Annotated in this window: 17 protein-coding genes; 10 read left to right on the plus strand and 7 right to left on the minus strand. The window is 72.6% G+C overall.

Going from position 1 to position 17,526, the window contains the following annotated elements; genetic code table 11:
- The coding region (locus AB1207_RS00005; protein WP_367635729.1) for a hypothetical protein at positions 1 to 617 on the minus strand (617 nt) is incomplete at its 3' end.
- 635 nt (positions 618 to 1,252) lie between these two features.
- On the opposite strand from AB1207_RS00005, the gene AB1207_RS00010 reads away from it, so the two are divergent.
- Entirely contained in the window at positions 1,253 to 1,900 is a 648-nt protein-coding gene (locus AB1207_RS00010) for a hypothetical protein (RefSeq protein WP_367635730.1), read from the plus strand.
- A gap of 134 nt (positions 1,901 to 2,034) precedes the next feature.
- Here AB1207_RS00010 and AB1207_RS00015 read toward each other — a convergent pair whose 3' ends face one another.
- Positions 2,035 to 3,528, minus strand: a complete 1,494-nt coding sequence (locus AB1207_RS00015; protein WP_367635731.1) for a glycosyltransferase family 2 protein — start codon at positions 3,526 to 3,528, stop codon at positions 2,035 to 2,037.
- A 521-nt stretch (positions 3,529 to 4,049) separates the two neighbouring features.
- On the opposite strand from AB1207_RS00015, the gene ileS reads away from it, so the two are divergent.
- Genes ileS through AB1207_RS00040 form a run of 5 tightly spaced genes read left to right on the plus strand, consistent with a single transcriptional unit; the run spans position 4,050 to position 10,020 of the window.
- The gene (ileS, locus tag AB1207_RS00020) at positions 4,050 to 7,277 is read left to right on the plus strand and encodes an isoleucine--tRNA ligase (RefSeq protein WP_367635732.1); all 3,228 of its coding nucleotides are present in this window, start codon (positions 4,050 to 4,052) and stop codon (positions 7,275 to 7,277) included.
- A gap of 56 nt (positions 7,278 to 7,333) precedes the next feature.
- Positions 7,334 to 8,839 carry a bifunctional folylpolyglutamate synthase/dihydrofolate synthase gene (locus AB1207_RS00025; RefSeq protein ID WP_367636127.1) on the plus strand — a complete coding sequence of 502 codons (1,506 nt, stop codon included), beginning with the start codon at positions 7,334 to 7,336 and terminating at the stop codon, positions 8,837 to 8,839.
- Positions 8,836 to 9,195, plus strand: coding sequence for a DUF4233 domain-containing protein (locus AB1207_RS00030; RefSeq protein WP_367635733.1), 360 nt, complete (start codon positions 8,836 to 8,838; stop codon positions 9,193 to 9,195). The genes AB1207_RS00025 and AB1207_RS00030 overlap by 4 nt, the downstream gene beginning before the upstream one ends.
- Positions 9,192 to 9,659, plus strand: a complete 468-nt coding sequence (locus AB1207_RS00035) for a GNAT family N-acetyltransferase (RefSeq protein ID WP_367635734.1) — start codon at positions 9,192 to 9,194, stop codon at positions 9,657 to 9,659. Before AB1207_RS00030 ends, AB1207_RS00035 begins: the two co-directional genes overlap by 4 nt.
- Positions 9,660 to 9,681: 22 nt before the next feature.
- The gene (locus AB1207_RS00040; RefSeq protein WP_367635735.1) at positions 9,682 to 10,020 is read left to right on the plus strand and encodes a hypothetical protein; all 339 of its coding nucleotides are present in this window, start codon (positions 9,682 to 9,684) and stop codon (positions 10,018 to 10,020) included.
- Between the two features lie 6 nt (positions 10,021 to 10,026).
- Here the strand turns inward: AB1207_RS00040 and AB1207_RS00045 are convergent, their stop codons facing one another.
- Together AB1207_RS00045 and AB1207_RS00050 are read right to left on the minus strand one after the other, a co-directional pair.
- Positions 10,027 to 10,692 carry a maleylpyruvate isomerase N-terminal domain-containing protein gene (locus AB1207_RS00045; RefSeq protein WP_367635736.1) on the minus strand — a complete coding sequence of 222 codons (666 nt, stop codon included), beginning with the start codon at positions 10,690 to 10,692 and terminating at the stop codon, positions 10,027 to 10,029.
- Between the two features lie 7 nt (positions 10,693 to 10,699).
- The gene (locus AB1207_RS00050) at positions 10,700 to 12,169 is read right to left on the minus strand and encodes a sugar porter family MFS transporter (RefSeq protein ID WP_367635737.1); all 1,470 of its coding nucleotides are present in this window, start codon (positions 12,167 to 12,169) and stop codon (positions 10,700 to 10,702) included.
- Positions 12,170 to 12,381: 212 nt separating this feature from the next.
- Here AB1207_RS00050 and AB1207_RS00055 point away from each other — a divergent pair, with 212 nt between their 5' ends.
- Positions 12,382 to 12,834 carry a GNAT family N-acetyltransferase gene (locus AB1207_RS00055; RefSeq protein ID WP_367635738.1) on the plus strand — a complete coding sequence of 151 codons (453 nt, stop codon included), beginning with the start codon at positions 12,382 to 12,384 and terminating at the stop codon, positions 12,832 to 12,834.
- A 133-nt stretch (positions 12,835 to 12,967) separates the two neighbouring features.
- Here the strand turns inward: AB1207_RS00055 and AB1207_RS00060 are convergent, their stop codons facing one another.
- The gene (locus tag AB1207_RS00060; RefSeq protein ID WP_367635739.1) at positions 12,968 to 13,216 is read right to left on the minus strand and encodes a hypothetical protein; all 249 of its coding nucleotides are present in this window, start codon (positions 13,214 to 13,216) and stop codon (positions 12,968 to 12,970) included.
- An 82-nt stretch (positions 13,217 to 13,298) separates the two neighbouring features.
- Between AB1207_RS00060 and AB1207_RS00065 the strand changes: the two genes are divergently transcribed.
- A complete protein-coding gene (locus AB1207_RS00065; RefSeq protein ID WP_367635740.1) occupies positions 13,299 to 13,721 on the plus strand; it encodes a VOC family protein in 423 nt (140 codons plus the stop codon).
- Here AB1207_RS00065 and AB1207_RS00070 read toward each other — a convergent pair.
- Entirely contained in the window at positions 13,658 to 14,413 is a 756-nt protein-coding gene (locus AB1207_RS00070; protein ID WP_367635741.1) for a helix-turn-helix domain-containing protein, read from the minus strand. The genes AB1207_RS00065 and AB1207_RS00070 overlap by 64 nt on opposite strands.
- Before the next feature lie 51 nt (positions 14,414 to 14,464).
- On the opposite strand from AB1207_RS00070, the gene ndk reads away from it, so the two are divergent.
- On the plus strand, positions 14,465 to 14,896 hold the full coding sequence (gene ndk / locus AB1207_RS00075) for a nucleoside-diphosphate kinase (protein WP_367635742.1): 432 nt from the start codon (positions 14,465 to 14,467) through the stop codon (positions 14,894 to 14,896).
- Between the two features lie 90 nt (positions 14,897 to 14,986).
- Entirely contained in the window at positions 14,987 to 15,400 is a 414-nt protein-coding gene (locus AB1207_RS00080) for a VOC family protein (protein WP_437178845.1), read from the plus strand.
- A gap of 106 nt (positions 15,401 to 15,506) precedes the next feature.
- On the opposite strand, the gene acs is transcribed toward AB1207_RS00080, so the two are convergent.
- Positions 15,507 to 17,441: an acetate--CoA ligase gene (gene acs / locus AB1207_RS00085; protein WP_367635744.1), complete on the minus strand. Its 1,935-nt coding sequence runs from the start codon at positions 17,439 to 17,441 to the stop codon at positions 15,507 to 15,509.
- Positions 17,442 to 17,526 lie beyond the last annotated feature (85 nt).

The raw sequence follows: 17,526 nt of genomic DNA on the forward strand, positions 1-17,526 counted from the left end.
TCCAGGCGGGTGAGGAGCTCGTCGAGGACGTGGGTGGAGGTGGCCAGGGGTTGGGTGGCGGTGACGGTGGCGAGGAACCCGTCGAGCAGGTCTGAGCGGCGTTTGGTGGTCCAGACCCGTTCACCGGGAGCCATCTCGACTTCCAGGTCGACGGTGCCGCGGCGCAGGGTGGTGGGGATGGAGCGCAGGGCGGTGACGGCGGAGTGGACGTGGGCCAGGGTGGTGTTCCCGGCGGTGAGTTGCGCGCCGAGGCGGGCCAGGGAACCGCGGTCGCCGCGTAGACCGCCGACATGTTCGTCCCAGCCTCCATCCTCGAGTGTGTCGGGGTCGGTGTGGCGGGCGGCGGCGACGTCCTTGCGGGCGTGGGGGCGGGACAGGTTCACCGGGTGGGTGGCGAGCAGGTCGGTGACGGTGCCGTCGGTGGTGTGGTCCAGGGCGGCGCGCACGAGGCGGAGTTTGGCGGCGTCGAGGCGGTTGCCGAGGGCGTACGCGGCGCGGACGGCGTGGTCGACGTCGTCGCGGTCGAGGGTTCCGGTCGGCAGGGTGAGCAGGTCGTCCAGGGCGGAACTCAGGCGCGTGAGGGCGTCCTGGGCTGCGTGCTGGGCGGTGGGGGTCACGTGTTCTAGGGTAGTCGAACAAACCCTGTAGGGCTAGACCCTTAGCCCCGTAACTTCATGTGCAGCAACGTTTTACAGGCTGTCTACTGTGAATTGTTCTGTGGGTGGACGTTGTGGATGGAGCGGATCGCTCACGACGCCGTGTGGTACCGCTGGCACGTCACCCTCGACGTTCCCCGTTCCCCGTTCCCCGTTCCCCGTTCCGCGCCCGTGCCTCGTCTCGGGAACGCGCTACGCAGAGTGCCTCCTGCTCGGAACGGTGCCTCCGACGTCGTGGCCGTCGACCGGTACGGAACCTCGACGCGGCCCGTGGACCGGCGAGCCGTCACCGCCTCCCCGGTGCGACAGGCCTTGGACGACAGCCGCTGTCGGTTCCGGTCGTCGATGGAGTGGACGTGCACCGGGAGGTCCACGCCCGGCTCACGGGCGAGGGGTTTCTCCTGCGGAACGGCTCGCACGTGGCCGGAGGAGCTGCGGGCTCGTCCCGCGAGCTCTCGTCGGTGGGTCCGAGAGCGGCATCAGTTCCACCTGGCCCGCACTGCGCCCGGCCCTCGCCGTCGTCCGCCTCAGCACGACGACGTGCACGCGGTCCGAGCGGAGGGCGCTGTCGAGCTGCGTGGGGCCATCCTGCCGTGGTGACCTACCGACCAGACCTCGACGTGCCGAGCGGAGCCAAGGGCTGGGCTGATCCGCGACCGTGGTCGGACGTGGAGGAGGCCGTCTCGACGGCGCTGGTGTGGATGCTGCTCCAGCAGGTGCCGACGTCCGGTGTGCACGGCTTCACCCTCGCGTACGTGCCCTTCAGCCCGCTGGGAGGCGATGCTGCCGACCTGTCGTGGGAGGTCATCGACGGTCCGGCGGACTCGACCGTGACCAGGAGCGAGCTGGCCGGCCATCCCGCCGGGGCGGTGGAGGAGTTCAGCAGGTCCTTGGCCGAGGGCACCGAGGGAGGGGTGTCGCTGCCGGTGGGGCTCGCTGCCGACGTCTTCGGCACGCCGTCGTCCTGGCGGGGGTGGTCACCGCTGCTGGCCGACGCGTCCCGCCTGTGCTGCCACCTCCCGCGCGATGAGGCCGGCCTGGAGCTGACGGTGCGGTACGACCGACGGGCATCGCCCGACCCCTGGTCCTGGACGGTCTCCATCCCCGTCCCGGGTGTCGAGTTCCCGGCCAGCGAGTGGGTGGCGGACAGCCCTGGGGAGGCGTTGCGGGCAGCGCTGGACGAGGCGGACGTGTGGTTGTGGGGCCTGCCGGCCGGGCACCTGCGCATCCCGCCCGCGACCTAGGTCGTGCCGACTGGGCGTGCCGCCGACCCCGCCGCTCGGACGGCTCCTCGGTCTGACGCGCGCCGGCGCCTGTCAGGGAAACGCGGAACGGCCCGGACCTGGTGGGGTCCGGGCCGTTCGGCGAGGGTTCGCGATCAGGCGGTGAGCCCGCGGGTCGGGCGGAGCAGCTTGATGAGCAGCAGGATGCTGGCGACGATGGTCATGAAGGCGAGGGAGCGCCATCCGACGGTCAGGACCAGGCGCTGGAACTCGACGCTGGCCTGCGTCAGCCAGTACCAGGCGCCGACGGAGGAGACGACGACCGAGCCGACGATCGTGCCGAGCAGGGCGCCGGCGCCGCCGCCGGAACGCTTGCCGGCCTCGGCCGCGGCCTGGGCGGCCCACAGGTCGCGACGGGTGCCGAGCAGGTGCGTCACCCAGGACTTGGCCGTGTTCCAGCCCGAGAACCACAGCCACGCCTCACCCGGCAGCCACAGGGCGGCGAACAGGTAGTCGGCGCCGCGACGGTGGGGGGACAGGTGCGCCATCTTCAGCTGGTAGAGCGCCGCGAGGGCGGTCGGGGTGATCCACCACCAGGACCACACGAACTGGTGGGTGGAGACCGAGGCGGCGAGCAGGGCGACGAAGGCCAGGCGCATGAACACGTTGAGGCCCAGGCCGATGTGCTGCAGCCAGAAGGGCAGCGTGCGCTTGGACAGCGGCATGCTCGTCATGAGGGCGATGAGGCCGGCGTTCCACTTGGCGCGCTGGCCGGACAGGGCGCGGACGGTCGGCATCGCGCCGACCTGGGCGCGGGCGGTGGCCGACATGACCGTCGTCCAGCCCATCTCCTGCAGTTCCAGGCCCAGCTGCGCGTCCTCGGTCGCCGTCTCGTTCGTCCAGGGGGCCGCGCGGCGGTGCCGGCGGGTCACCTCGTCGATGGCCGAGAACCGGAACGCGGAGCACTGGCCGCCGACGATCGTGGTGCGGCGGGCGCGCTCGTTGGCGCGGACCTGGAACTGGGTGAAGTCCATCTTCTGCGCGCGGACGAGCTGGCGGTTGAACCAGCCGCCCTGGCCCTCGGCGAAGTGGTACTTGGCCGACACGGCCGCCGCGCTGGGCGTCTTGAGGAGCTCGGCCTCGAGGTCGGCGAGGCAGTCGGGGTCCAGGACGACGTCGGCGTCCATGCTGACCATGACGTCGAAGGCGCCGCCGGCGAGGAACTCGGCGTACCCGGTGGCCAGGGCCCCGACCTTGGCGTCGGTGTTCCCGGAGGTCTCGATGACCTTGATGCCCTTGTAGCGGCGGGCGATCTTCACCGTGTCGTCGGTGCAGTTGTCCGCGATGACGACGATGAGGTCGGGGGTGCGGGTCTGCGCCACGAGGGAGTCGAGGCACGCCTCGATGTCGGACTCCTCGTTGTGCGCCGGCAGCAGCACGGCCATCTTCGCGACGCGGCGGGTCGCGGGGCGGTAGCGCAGGCGGTGGATCGTGACCTCGAGCGCGCGGCGGGCGGTCACGGCCGTGTCGGCGAGGCGCTCGGCGAAGCCGGAGCGGGGAGCGGGGATCGACGTCCGGGGCAGGACGGTCCCCTCGACGATGCGGGGCTCGGGCTGGACGAGGAGCGGAGCGAGGTCTTGCACGGCCATGGGGGCTGCCTCCGTGGGCGGGGCTCAGGGCGTCGGGCTCAGGGCTGGGGCTGCGTGGTGCGGTGGGGCTCGTCAGTGACGTTAGGTAGCCGATTGCTCCTTCAACAGCTCCGTTCCGCCGCTAGGGGTAACGCTGCGCTCACCTACCGACCGTGTGGACCCGTCTCCGTCACTCCCGGTGACGGGTGCTCACGGTGATCGGCGCTCCATGTCACGCACCGTCGTCGCCGGTGACGGAGCGGGCGGGGCGCGGCCGAACGGGGAAGACCGGCGGGCCGGCGCCGGTTACGATGGGCGCACAGGCGTCGATCCGGCCATCACCGGTGAGCCTCCGGAAGAACGGGTGCTCCCGGGCACCTCACTAGAACCGGACGGGTGCGGCCCGTGACAGCCGGACGAGAGCGGTCGTCCCGTTCTTCCCGCTGGGGAGGGCGTGGGCGGCAAGCGGGGTGGTACCGCGGCACCGCCGGCCCCGGCGGGCGTCGTCCTCGCGGCTGGAGCAGTTCAGTCGAGGAGACACGGTGTCCGAGGACGTGACGGAAGCCCCCCAGACCGGCGACGCGCAGGGCGGGCCGAGCTTCCCCGAGATCGAGCGCGCCGTCCTGGACTCCTGGGCCCGCGACGACACCTTCCGCGCCAGCGTCGAGGCCCGCAAGGGCTCCGCGGCCGGGGAGTTCGTCTTCTACGACGGCCCGCCCTTCGCCAACGGCCTGCCGCACTACGGCCACCTGCTGACCGGCTACGTCAAGGACCTCGTCCCGCGCTACAAGACGATGCGCGGGCACCAGGTCGAGCGCCGCTTCGGCTGGGACACCCACGGCCTGCCCGCCGAGGTCGAGGCCGAGAAGCAGCTCGGCATCACCCACAAGTCGCAGATCGACGCGCTCGGCGTCGCCGCGTTCAACGACGCCTGCCGCACCTCCGTGCTGAAGTACACGAAGGAGTGGGAGGAGTACGTCACCCGCCAGGCGCGCTGGGTGGACTTCGAGAACGACTACAAGACCCTCGACACCGACTACATGGAGTCGGTCATGTGGGCCTTCAAGACGTTGTGGGACAAGGGGCTCGTCTACGAGGGCTTCCGCGTCCTGGCCTACTGCTGGCGCTGCGAGACGCCGCTCAGCAACTCCGAGACGCGCCTCGACGACGTCTACCGCAACCGGCAGGACCCCGCGGTCACCGTCGGGTTCCGGTTCACCGACGCCGGTGACGACCTCGACGGCGTCCTGGGCCTGATCTGGACCACGACCCCGTGGACGCTGCCCAGCAACCTCGCGATGGCCGTCCACCCGGACCCGGAGTACGTCGTCGTGACGGGCACCGGCGACCACGAGGGACGGAAGTTCCTGCTGGCCGCGGACCGGTTGCCGCACTACGCCCGCGAACTGGGCGAGGACGCCGCCGACCGCGTCGTGGCGCGCAAGCGCGGGGCCGACCTGCTGGGCCGCCGCTACGTCCCGCCGTTCGACTACTTCGCGGGCCGGGAGAACGCCCACCAGGTCCTGGCCGCCGACTACGTCACGACCGACTCCGGCACGGGGATGGTCCACATCGCCCCCGCCTTCGGTGAGGACGACAAGCTCGTCACCGACGCGGCCGGCATCGTCCCGGTCGTCCCCGTCGCCTCGAACGGCACGTTCACCGGCGAGGTCCGCGACTTCGCCGGGATGCACGTCTTCGACGCGAACAAGGAGATCAACCGCACGCTGCGCGACGGGGTCCCGTCCGGTGCGCTGCTGCTGCGGCTGGAGACGTACGACCACTCCTACCCGCACTGCTGGCGGTGCGGGAACGCCCTCATCTACCGCGCCGTGTCGAGCTGGTTCGTCAAGGTCACGGCGATCCGCGACCGCATGGTCGAGCTCAACGAGCAGATCACGTGGGTTCCCGAGCACGTCCAGCACGGGTCCTTCGGCAAGTGGCTCGAGGGCGCGCGCGACTGGTCGATCAGCCGCAACCGCTACTGGGGCAGCCCGATCCCGGTGTGGATGTCGGACGACCCGACGTACCCGCGCGTCGACGTCTACGGTTCCCTCGACGACCTCGAACGCGACTTCGGCGTGCGGCCGACCGACCTGCACCGCCCCCACGTTGACGAACTGACGCGGCCCAACCCCGACGACCCGACGGGGCGCTCCACCATGCGCCGCGTCCCCGAGGTCCTCGACTGCTGGTTCGAGTCCGGCTCGATGCCGTTCGCCCAGGTGCACTACCCGTTCGAGAACACCGACTGGTTCGAGAGCCACTACCCGGGCGACTTCATCGTCGAGTACATCGGGCAGACGCGCGGCTGGTTCTACACGCTGCACGTCCTGGCCACGGCGCTCTTCGACCGGCCCGCGTTCCGCACGTGCGTCTCGCACGGGATCCTGCTCGGTGACGACGGCCGCAAGATGAGCAAGTCGCTGCGGAACTACCCGGACGTGTCCGAGGTGCTCGACCGCGACGGGTCCGACGCCATGCGCTGGTTCCTCATGAGTTCCCCCGTGCTGCGCGGCGGGAACCTCATCGTCACCGAGCAGGGCATCCGCGACTCGGTGCGCCAGGTGCTGCTGCCGCTGTGGAACACGTTCCAGTTCTTCCAGCTGTACTCCGGCACCTCCAGCCACACCCCGCGCTGGCGCACGACGTCGGGCGACGTCCTGGACCGGTACGTGCTGGCCAAGCTGCACGACACCGTCGCGCGCGTGACCGAGCAGCTCGACGTCTACGACATCGCCGGTGCGTGCGAGACGTCGCGGCAGTTCCTGGACTCGCTGACGAACTGGTACGTGCGCCGTTCCCGGGCGGCCTTCTGGGACGGGGAGTCCGAGCGCGCCCGCGACGCCTTCGACACCCTCTACACGGTGCTGGAGACGACGACGCGCATGCTGGCGCCGCTGCTCCCGCTGTTCTCCGAGGAGATCTGGCGGACGCTGACGGGTGGCCGGTCGGTGCACCTCACCGACTGGCCCGACCCGCTGGACCTGCCGAGCGACCCCGACCTCGTCGCCGCCATGGACGAGGTGCGGGCGACCTGCTCCAGCGCCCTGGCACTGCGCAAGGCGAACGGCCTGCGCGTCCGGCTGCCGCTGGACAAGCTCGAGGTCCTCGTCGCCGACCCGGCGGCGCTGGAACCCTTCGCCCAGCTCGTCGCGGACGAGGTGAACGTGCGGCAGGTCGCGCTCGCGCCGATCGAGCGCGCCACCGAGTACGGCGTCGTCGCCAAGCTGACGGTCAACGCCCGCGCGGCCGGCCCGCGCCTGGGCAAGCAGGTGCAGCAGGCGATCAAGGGGTCCAAGAGCGGGGACTGGACCGAACGCCCCGACGGCACCGTCGTGGCGGGGGGGATCGAACTCGTCGAGGGCGAGTACGAGCTCACGACGACGGTCGAGGGCGCCGACACCGGCGTCGCGACGTCCGCGCTCGAGGGCGGGGGTTTCGTCGTCCTCGACACCACGGTGACGCCGGAGCTGGCGGCCGAGGGCATCGCGCGCGACGTCGTCCGCCTCGTCCAGCAGGCCCGCCGCGACGCGGGGCTGCACGTCAGCGACCGCATCCGGTTGACGGTGGCCGCGGACGGTCCCGTGTGGGAGGCGCTCGTGACGCACCAGAACCTCGTCGTGTCCGAGACGCTCGCCCAGCAGTTCGGGTCCAGCGGCTCGGCGTCGGCGGTCAGCACGGAGGAGGCGACGCTCGTGGGGACGGTCGAGGGGCACGAGGTCCGCATCGCGGTCCAGCGCGCCGACGAGGTCGGGGGGCAGCGGTGAACGCCCCGGGACACGGCGACGACCGCGACGACGTGGACCGCGAGCTCGAGGAGCTCATGGGTCCCCTCGGCGACGGCACCGACGACACGGGGGAGGCCTTCGGGACGGACGGGATGCGGCGCGGCCGGGTCCCGCAGGACCACCGGTCCCCGCGCGTGAGCACCGAGGGTCGCCTGCTGCCGTCGGGACCGGTCGAGGAGGAGGACGACCGGTTCGAGGCCGTCGTCGCGCTGATCCTCGACCGCAACCCCGAGCACCGGATCCACCCGACGCTGGACCGCGTGCGCGAGGCGTGCGGACTGCTGGGCGACCCGCAGCTGGCCTACCGCGTCGTGCACCTCGCCGGCACCAACGGCAAGACGTCGACGGCGCGCATGGTGGAGCGGCTGGTCCGCGAGCACGACCTGCGCACCGGCCGGTTCACCAGCCCGCACCTCGTCGACATCACCGAGCGCATCTCGATCGACGGGGAGCCCGTCACGCACGCTGCGTTCGTGCGTGCCTGGGACGACGTCGAACCCGTCGTGACGATCGTCGACGAGCGGGCGGCCGAGCGCGGGGAACCGCGGCTCAGCTTCTTCGAGGTGCTGACGCTCATGGCGTTCGCTGCCTTCGCGGACACCCCCGTCGACGTCGCCGTCATCGAGACCGGTCTCGGCGGCACGTGGGACACCACGAACGTCGTGCAGCCCGACGTCGCGGTCATCACGCCGGTGTCGATGGACCACGAGACGTGGCTCGGGTCGACGCTGGAGGAGATCGCCGGGCAGAAGGCCGGGATCATCAAGCACGGGTCGACCGTCGTGCTCGGCAAGCAGGAGGAGGAGGCCGGCGCGGTGCTGCTGGCCAAGGCCGCCGCCGAACGCGTCACCGTCGTGCGGGAGGGGTTCGACTTCGGGGTCGAGGAGCGGGCGCTGGCCGTCGGCGGCCAGCAGGTCTCGCTGCGCACGCGCGGCGGGCTGTACTCCGACGTGTTCCTGCCCCTGCACGGCGCCCACCAGGCCGAGAACGCCGCCGTGGCGCTCTCGACGGCCGAGGCCCTGCTCGCCCTTCCGGGCGGGACGTTGTCGCCCGGGCTGGTCGAGGCCGCGTTCGCCGACGCCTCCTCGCCGGGACGCCTCGAGGTGCTGCGCACGTCGCCGCTGATCCTGGCCGACGCGGCGCACAACCCGGCCGGGGCGCAGGCCCTGGCCGCGGCGATCGCCGAGGCGTTCACGCTGAGCCGTCTCGTCGGGGTCGTGGCCGTCATGGCGGACAAGGACGTCGAGGGGGTGCTGCAGGCCCTCGAGCCGGTCCTGGCCGAGGTGGTCGTCACCCGGTCGAGCTCCACGCGCGGCATGGAACCGTCCGAACTGGGCGAACTCGCCGAGGACGTCTTCGGCGAGGACCGCGTCCACGTCGTCGAACGGCTCGACGAGGCCATTGCCACCGCGGTCGACCTCGCGGAGGCCGAGGCGGGCGCGGGCGGCGGCATCGGGGGTTCCGGCGCCGGGGTCGTCGTGGCCGGGTCGGTCGTGCTCGCCGGTGACGCGCGCGCGTTGCTGGGGAAGGGGAAGCAGTGAGGAACCCCAAGCGGCTCATGGCTGCGACGACCCTCGGCAGCGAGGCGCTCATCGTGTTCTTCGCGACGCTGGTCGCCTACGGGCTCGTGCCGATGGAGCAGCGCAGCTCGACGTACCTCGTCGTCGGGGGCGTGCTCGTGCTCCTGTGCCTGCTGGCGGCGGGGATGCTGCGGCGCCGCGGCGGCTACGCGCTGGGGTGGGTCCTCCAGGTGGTCATCATCGCCGGGGGTTTCGTGGTGCCGTTGATGTTCGTCGTCGGCGGGGTGTTCGCGGTGATCTGGATCTGCTCGATCGTCATCGGCAACCGGATCGAGCGCGAGCAGGCGGAGGTGGCGCGGAGGATGGCCCGGGAGTGATCGTCCGGGACGCACTGCCGGCGGACGCGCTCGCCGTCGCGGAGTTCCAGACCCGGACGTGGGACGAGTGCTACGCGGGGCTCGTCCCGGACGCGTTCCTGCGGGCGCAGCGCGTCCCGGAGCGGCTGGCCCGGTGGACGGAGACCCTGGTGACGGGTGCGCGGGAGTGCGCGCTGGCCGAGGAGCCCGGGTCCGGGGAGGTCACGGGCGTCGTGAGCTGGATCCCCGGGGAGCCGCACTGGGAACTGCGCAGCCTGTACGTGGCGGCCCACCACCGCGGCACGGGCCTCGCGGCCGCGCTGCTGCTGCGAGCGGTCGGGGAGCGACCGGCGCAGCTGTGGGTGTTCCGCGAGAACCTCCGGGCCCGGAGGTTCTACGCTCGGCACGGGTTCACCGTCGTCCCCGGCAGCGACCATCTCGACGCCGCGACGGGCGTTCCCGAGGTCCGGATGTCCCGGTCCTGACGAGCCCCCGGAGGAACCGCCCGTGCGCATCGCCGTCGACCCGACCGCCGCCCAGCCCGCCGAACTGCTCGACCACGACGTCTTCACCTCCTTCGACGTGACCGTTCCCGCCGGCACGTCCGTGAGCGACCTGTCCGCCGTCCTGGGATCGGTGGGGGAGCTCGACGCCGAGGGCGAGGACGTCGCCGCCGCGCACGTCCGCGTCTCGGTGTCGTGGCTGCGGGAGACCGCGCACGCCGAGGGCGCCGACGCGGGGTGGGACGAGCAGTTCGAGGGGATGCTCGCCTTCGCCGAGCAGCAGGGCTGGATCGCCCGGAACGGCGAGGACGTCACGGTCCGCGCGCACGTCGTCGTGGAGTGAGGGGCCTCAGCGCAGGACGGGGAGCGCCTCGCGCAGACCGGGGTGCCGTGCGGCCTCCGCGTCGCTGAGCCGGACCCGGCCGGTGCCGGCGAGGACGGCGGTGGCGTCGTCCCAGTCGGTGGGGACCGCCGTGTCCGTGAGGTCCTCGACCGTCCGTCGGGCCAGGTGCAGGGCGCTCGCCGCGGGCGGGTCCGCGATGAGCTCGAGGTCGAGGTGGTGGACGGCGAGCTCGACGGCCCAGCTGCCGAGGAAGTCCCCGGTCGAGAAGGTCATGTCCTGGAACACGATCCGGCCCTCGGGGGCCCGTTCCACCCCGCGGGCCAGCCCGCGGACGGTCCCGGCCACGTGGGCCGTGAGGGCGGCCGGACGCGCGTAGGCAGCCACCAGACCCGCCAGGAACGCCGATCCTGCGTCGGGGTCGGACGCGGTCGGGTAGCGCGTCCAGTAGCCCGCCGCGTCGACCGTCACCTCGCCCGGCCCCTCGACCGCGAGCAGGGCGAGGGCGACGTCCTGCAGACCCAGGTGGACGTGCGCGAGCACCTGCCCGCACGTCCACCCGGCGCAGCGGCTGGGGGCGTCGAGGTCGTCGAACGCTCCCAGGAGCCGTTCCCACTCGGCGAGTTCGTCGAGCAGCGCGTCGCGCCCCTCCGCGTGGTCGAGGTGGAGGGTCACGACGTCGTCACCGCGCCGCCGCCGGCGCGTCCTCGTCCATGTCCTCGAGTTCGCGGCCCTTCGTCTCCCGCACCGCCTTGCGGACGAAGACGAACGACAGCAGCGCGATGAGGGCGTAGAGGCCGTAGGCGAACTGCAACCCGACGCCGGCCAGGGCCGGGAAGCTCGTGGAGATGGCGAAGTTCGCCAGCCACTGCGCGGCGGCCGCGACGGCCAAGCCGGCGGCGCGGATCTTGTTGGGGAACATCTCCCCGAGCAGCACCCAGACCACGGGCCCCCACGTCGCCCCGAACGAGATGACGTAGACGTTGGCCGCGACGACCGCGATGGGTCCCCACGGGTCCGGCAGGGTCGGGTTGTCGGTGGAGCCACCGGCCTGGGAGAAGGCGATGGCCATGACGGTGAGGGAGACGAACATGCCCGCAGAACCGATGGTCAGCAGCGGTTTGCGGCCGATCTTGTCGACCGTGGCGATGGCGATGAACGTGACGACGACGTTGGTCACGGACGTGATGACGGACGTCGTGAGCGCGTCCGACTCCTGGAAACCGACGGCCTGCCACAGGGTCGTGGAGTAGTAGAAGATCACGTTGATGCCGACGCCCTGCTGCAGGACCGACAGCAGGATGCCCACCCAGACGACGGGGAGCAGCCCGAACTTCGGCCCGCGCAGGTCACGCAGGCTCGGGTCGTGCTCGCGGCGCATCGAGTTCTTGATCTCGGTGACCTTGCGCTGCACCGCCTCCAGGCTGCGGGTGCCGAGGACCTCGCGCAGGACCTCGCCGGCCCGCTGCGTCTCGCCCTTGGCGATGAGGTAGCGCGGCGACTCCGGGACCTGCAGGGCGAGGAACGCCCAGACCACGGACGGGACGACGCCGACGAGGAACATCCACCGCCACGCCTCCCAGCCCAGCCAGGTCTCCTCGGACGCGGACCCGGCGGTGTTGGCGATGAACGCGTCCGACAGCAGCGCGGCGAAGATGCCGACCGTGATGGCGAGCTGCTGCAGCGAGGCGAGCCGGCCACGGATGTGCGCGGGGGCCACCTCGGCGATGTAGGTCGGCGCGATGACGGAGGCGACGCCGACCCCGAGTCCGCCGACGACGCGCCAGGCGATGAGGTCCCAGACGTTGAAGGCGAAGGCCGACCCGACGGCACCGATCGCGAACAGGACACCACCGACGACCATGACCGCCTTGCGGCCGAACCGGTCGGCGATGCGCCCGGCGAACCACGCACCGACGGCCGCGCCGAGCAGGGCGCAGGACACCGCGAAACCGGACAGCGCCTTCGACAGCGCGAACTGGTCGGTGATCGCGTCCACGGCGCCGTTGACGACCGAGGTGTCGAACCCGAAGAGGAACCCGCCGATGGCGGCCACGACCGAGATCATCACCACCTTCGTCGTGGTGTGCTTCTCGTCCTCTGCGCTGGAACTGACGTCGCTGCCGCGCCCCGGCGCGCTCTCCGAACTCATGCGGTTCTCCCTCGGTGCACGGAACCCCGAGCCCGGAGCCCGCCCACGATGGTCCGCCCAGGACACGACCGCCGCACGCCGAAGCCCCCGCAGCCGGCCCCCAGCCCGCCCCCAGCCCGCGTGGAAAACACTCTTTCCGCCCTTCCAGGCGACCCTCCGGGGCCGAGAGCACACCTTCCGCCCCGACGCGGCCGGCTGCCAGGGTGGTCGCCATGCTCAGCGACGTGGTGGTGCGGCGGGCGGACGTGACCGACGTGGACGAGGTGGCGCGGCTCTTCGCCGGCTACCTCGAGTTCTACGAGTGCCCCCGCGAGCCCGCCGAGGTGACCGCGTACCTGTCGGCACGCATGGGCAACGGGGACAGCGTCGTCCTGCTCGCCGAGGCGGGCGGTCGGGCCGTGGGGTTCGCCCAGTGCTACCCGACGTGGGCCTCCCTGGAGCTGGCTCCCGCCTGGGTCCTGTACGACCTCTTCGTCGACCCGGCCGCCCGCGGTCTCGGCGCCGGGCGGACGCTGCTGCGCGCCGTCGCCGACCACGCGCGTGCGGCGGGCGCGACGACCGCTGTCCTGGAGACCGCGCACACCAACACCACCGCGCAGGCCCTCTACGAGAGCGAGGGCTGGGTGCGCGACACCACCTACCGGACGTACGCCCTGACCCTCTGACCGCGCCCGCCGCGGGCGGAAGGCGTGCTCTCCGCCCCGCGACCGCCCCCTCAAGGGGCGGAAAGAGTGTTTTCCGCCCCCGGCGTGGCGGGGGCGGGGGCGGAGGGCGTGCTCTCCGCCGGGGGAGGAGGGGTCAGGCGTCCTCGCCGCGCGCGGTGGCGAGGTCGTGGGCGGCGATGTCGACGGCCTCCTCCGCGCGGCGGGCGGCGTCGACGAGGCCCGCCAGCGCGGAGCCGTCGGGCAGGCGCGCCGTCCGGCCGGCGTAGGCCTTCGACAACGACCGCGCTTCGGCGGCGAGCTCGGCGAGGACCTGCGCGGCCTCGTCGCGGGCGGCGCGCAGCGCCTCCTCCTGGGCGGCGGTGTCCTCGCGGTCGTGATGCACCCCGACATCCTGGCGCACCCCGCGCGCGGGGTGTCCGATGCGTGCAAGACAGGAGACGCCCGGCCGCGGGACCCTCGGACGCATGACCGACCCCCAGTCCTCGCCTCGGCCCACGCCCCGCCTCGACCTCGTCGGCCTCGTCGTCGCCGACATGGCCGCCTCGCTGGCCTTCTACCGCCGCCTCGGCCTCGACCTGCCCGCCGACGCCGACGGGGCCCCGCACGTCGAGACGACGTTGCCCGGTGGCCTGCGCCTGGCGTGGGACACCGAGGAGACGATCCGGTCCTTCGACCCGTCGTACACGCGGGAGGCGGCGGGCAACCGGACCAGCCTGGCCTTCCTCTGCGCGGACCCCGCCGCCGTCGACGCGCTGTTCGCCGAGCTCACCGCGGCGGGAGCACCCGTGCACCTCGCGCCGTTCGACGCGGTGTGGGGACAGCGCTACGCGACGGTGCTCGACCCCGACGGCGGGTCGGTCGACCTGTTCGCGCCGCTGCCGGGCTGAACGGCACCGGGCGTCGTCCCGGCGAAGCGGCGCACCTCCCGCGTCAGGTGCGCCTGGTCGGTGAACCCCAGGTCCGCGGCGACCTGCACGGGGGCGGTGCCCGCCCGCAGTCCCGCCAGTGCCCGCCGGAAGCGCAGGACGCGGGCCAGCGTCTGCGGGGAGTAGCCGAACGCCGCGAGGCTGCGGCGGTGCAGCGTCCGCTCGCTGACGTCGAGGTCGACCGCCACCCGTGCCACGGGCAGTCCAGCGGCGAGCGCGCCGACCGCGTGCCGCAGCGACTCCTCGCGCGCCGGCCCGTCGCCGGCCACGGCCTCCAGGACCGTTCCCGGAGTCGGGCTCGCCGCCACCAGCGCGGTGAGGCGGCGCACGCGGGCGGCGTCCCAGAGGTCCGCCAGGTCGACGCGGCGGTCCCGCAGCACGTCGGCCGGGACGCCCAGCACAGCGGGCGCGTGGCCCGGGGCGAAGCGCAGGCCCGTCCAGCGGACCCCGGCCGCCGGCCCACCGGGCTCGTCGGTGGGCTGGGGGCCGGTGTCGGGCCCGGCGACGAGCAGCCGTCCGGTGTCGCTGCGCCACAGCAGGTCCATGCACCCGTCCGGCAGCACGGGGCCCGTGGGCGCGCCGGTCGACGCGCTCGTCCAGACGACGGCGCCCGGCACCGACGACGCGCGCTCGCGGTAGCCCGTCCGGTCCACGCCCCCAGTCCACACCTGGACGCCGCCGCCCGTCCCGCTAGGGTCGTCGGCGTGACCGAACCCACCACCCAGCGCACCCTCGTCCTCGTCAAGCCCGACGGCGTCCGGCGCAACCTGTCGGGGGAGGTCCTGCGCCGCATCGAGGCCAAGGGCTACACCCTCGTCGCCGTCGAGCTGCGCACCGCGACGCGCGAGCTGCTCGCCGGCCACTACGCCGAGCACGAGGGCAAGCCGTTCTACGAGCCCCTCGTCGAGTTCATGCTGTCCGGGCCCGTCCTCGCGGCCGTCGTCGAGGGCCACCGCGTCATCGAGGGCTTCCGCTCGCTCGCCGGCACGACCGACCCGACGACGGCCGCGCCGGGCACGATCCGCGGCGACCTGGGCCGCGACTGGGGCCTGAAGGTCCAGCAGAACCTCGTCCACGGTTCGGACTCCGAGGAGTCCGCGGCCCGCGAGATCGGGTTGTGGTTCCCCAACCTCTGACCCACCGATGAGTTCTGCGGCAGGCTGAGGTCGGGAAGGGCAGGAGGGCCGGCCCGTCGGCCCCGGACCGCTGAGGAGCTCACCGTGCGCATGGCCTTCATCAACCTGCCGGTCGCCGACAAGGAGGTCTCCAAGGCCTTCTTCACCGCGCTCGGCTTCAGCGTCAACCCGCAGTTCGAGGACGAGACCACGGCGTGCGTCGTGCTCGAGGAGAACATCATCGTCCTCGTCCACGAGCCGGAGAAGTGGAAGCAGTTCCTCCACACCGACGCCGCCCCGAAGGGCTCGAACGAGGTCATGGTCGCGCTGTCGTGCGCCGACCGCGCCGAGTGCGACGACCTCAAGGCGAAGGCCCTCGCCAACGGCGGCGCCGAGTACGCGCCCACGATGGACTTCGGCTGGATGTACGGGACGAGCTTCCTCGACCCCGACGGCCACATCTGGGAGACGAGCTGGATGGACGTCGCCGCGGCCGCCGAGGCCGGCGGCGTCAACCCCGCCTGAACCGTCGCCGCCCGGCGGTCGGGGGCCGCGTTGCCTCCCCGAGGTCGATCATCGACCCCGGGGAGGCAACGAGGACGAACCGCGACAGCGCAGGTGGGACGGAGCGTCAGCGCGACTGCACGTACTGCGCCCACGCCGTCTCGACGGCGGACAGGGCGGTCTCGTCCTGCAGCGACGTGACGTCCCCGCCGCCGCGACCGGCGGTCATGTCGGCCATCAACCGGCGCATGATCTTGCCCGACCGCGTCTTGGGCAGGTCCGGGACGACGACGACGTCACGGGGTTTGGCGACAGGACCGATCTGCTGGGCGACGTGCTCGCGCAGTTCCGCGGCCACCTCCGACGACCCGTCGCCGCGCAGGATGACGAACGCCACGATCCGCTGGCCCGTCGTCGCGTCGGGCGCGCCGACGACGGCGGCCTCGGCCACCCGCGGGTGCGAGACGAGGGCGGACTCGAGTTCGATGCTCGACAACCGGTGCCCGGAGACGTTGAGGACGTCGTCGATCCGGCCGCCGATCCAGACGTACCCGTCGGCGTCCTTCGTCGCGGCGTCACCGGCGAGGTAGAAGCCCTGCGCCGCGTACGGTTCCCAGTAGCTCGTGACGAACCGCGCGTGGTCGCGCCAGACGGTGCGCGCCATGCCGGGCCAGGGCTTCGTGATGACGAGGACCCCCTGCTCGCCCGGCGCCACCTCGTTCCCCGCCTCGTCGACGACCGTGGCGGACAACCCCGGCAGCGGGACGGTGCCCGACCCGGGTTTCAGTGGCGTCACCCCCGGCAGGGGAGCGACGACGGCGGCCCCCGTCTCAGACTGCCACCACGTGTCCACGATGGGACAGCGGCCGCCACCGACGTTGCGGTGCAACCAGAGCCACGCCTCCGGGTTGATCGCCTCACCCACCGACCCGAGCAGCCGCAGCGACGACAGGTCGAAGCCCGCGGGCAGTTCGGGCCCGTGCTTCATGAACGTCCGCACGAGCGTCGGCGCCGTGTAGTAGATCGTCACGCCGTACTTCTCGATGACCTCGAAGTGCCGGCCGGGGTGCGGCGTCAGCGGCGACCCCTCGTAGATCACCTGGGTCACGCCGTTGGACAGCGGCCCGTACATCTCGTACGAGTGCGCCGTCACCCACGCCAGGTCGGCCTGGCACCAGTACACGTCGTCGTCCTTGACGTCGAACACCGCCCAGTGCGACCACGAGGTGTGCGTCAGGTACCCGCCGCTGGTGTGGACGAGCCCCTTCGGCTTCCCGGTGGTCCCCGACGTGTAGATGATGAACAGCGGGTTCTCGGCGTCGAAGCTCGGCGCCACGTGCTCGGCCGGCTGCCGGTCGACGAGCTCGTGCCACCACACGTCGCGGCCGGGGGTCCAGGGCACGTCGGGCGTCAGATCACCGGTGCGGCGCAGGACGAGGACGTGCTCGACGTGGTCGAGCCCCTCGACGGCCGCGTCGGCGGCGCCCTTGACGGCGACGGCGTTCCCGCGGCGGAACTGCCCGTCGGTGCAGACGAGGAGCTTGGCGCCCGTGTCCTCGACGCGGAACCGCAACGCCTCGGCCGAGAATCCCCCGAACACGAGCGAGACGACGGCGCCGATCCGGGCGCAGGCCATGGTGGTGACGATGGTCTCGGGCAGCACCGGCAGGTACAGGACGACGCGGTCGCCGTGCCCGACGCCGAGTTCCTCCAGGGCGTTGGCCAGCCGGCACACCTCGTCCTGCAACTGGGCGTAGGTGATGGTGCGGGAGTCGCCCGGCTCGCCCTCCCAGTGCAGCGCGACCTTGTCCCCGCGGCCGGCCGCGACGTGCCGGTCGACGCAGTTCACGGCCACGTTGAGCTTCCCGCCCGTGAACCACTGCGCCGTCGGCAGGGTCGAACCGTCGAAGACCGTCGTGAAGGGTTCGTCCCACTGCAGGCGACGGGCCTGCTCGGCCCACCACGCCTGCGGGTCGGCGGCCGCCCGCGCGTACTCGTCGGCGCCGACGTTGGCCTGGGCGGCGAACTCCGCCGGGGGCGGGACGACGAGCTCGTCGGGCATGCAGGGACCTCCGGGATCGCGCGGGCTGGCTTGGTCGCAGCGTAGCCGCGCCGTACCGTGGAGCCGTGGACAGCACCGGGGGCGC

Source organism: Kineococcus endophyticus (genome assembly GCF_040796495.1).
Taxonomy (GTDB): domain Bacteria; phylum Actinomycetota; class Actinomycetes; order Actinomycetales; family Kineococcaceae; genus Kineococcus; species Kineococcus endophyticus.

Coding starts and splice junctions, on each gene's coding strand:
- AB1207_RS00055 (WP_367635738.1), top strand. CDS start 12,382: ATGCTCAGCGACGTGGTGGTGCGGCGGGCGGACGTGACCGACGTGGAC.
- AB1207_RS00065 (WP_367635740.1), top strand. CDS start 13,299: ATGACCGACCCCCAGTCCTCGCCTCGGCCCACGCCCCGCCTCGACCTC.
- AB1207_RS00050 (WP_367635737.1), bottom strand. CDS start 12,169: ATGAGTTCGGAGAGCGCGCCGGGGCGCGGCAGCGACGTCAGTTCCAGC.
- AB1207_RS00080 (WP_437178845.1), top strand. CDS start 14,987: ATGGCCTTCATCAACCTGCCGGTCGCCGACAAGGAGGTCTCCAAGGCC.
- acs (WP_367635744.1), bottom strand. CDS start 17,441: ATGCCCGACGAGCTCGTCGTCCCGCCCCCGGCGGAGTTCGCCGCCCAG.
- AB1207_RS00015 (WP_367635731.1), bottom strand. CDS start 3,528: ATGGCCGTGCAAGACCTCGCTCCGCTCCTCGTCCAGCCCGAGCCCCGC.
- AB1207_RS00025 (WP_367636127.1), top strand. CDS start 7,334: ATGGGTCCCCTCGGCGACGGCACCGACGACACGGGGGAGGCCTTCGGG.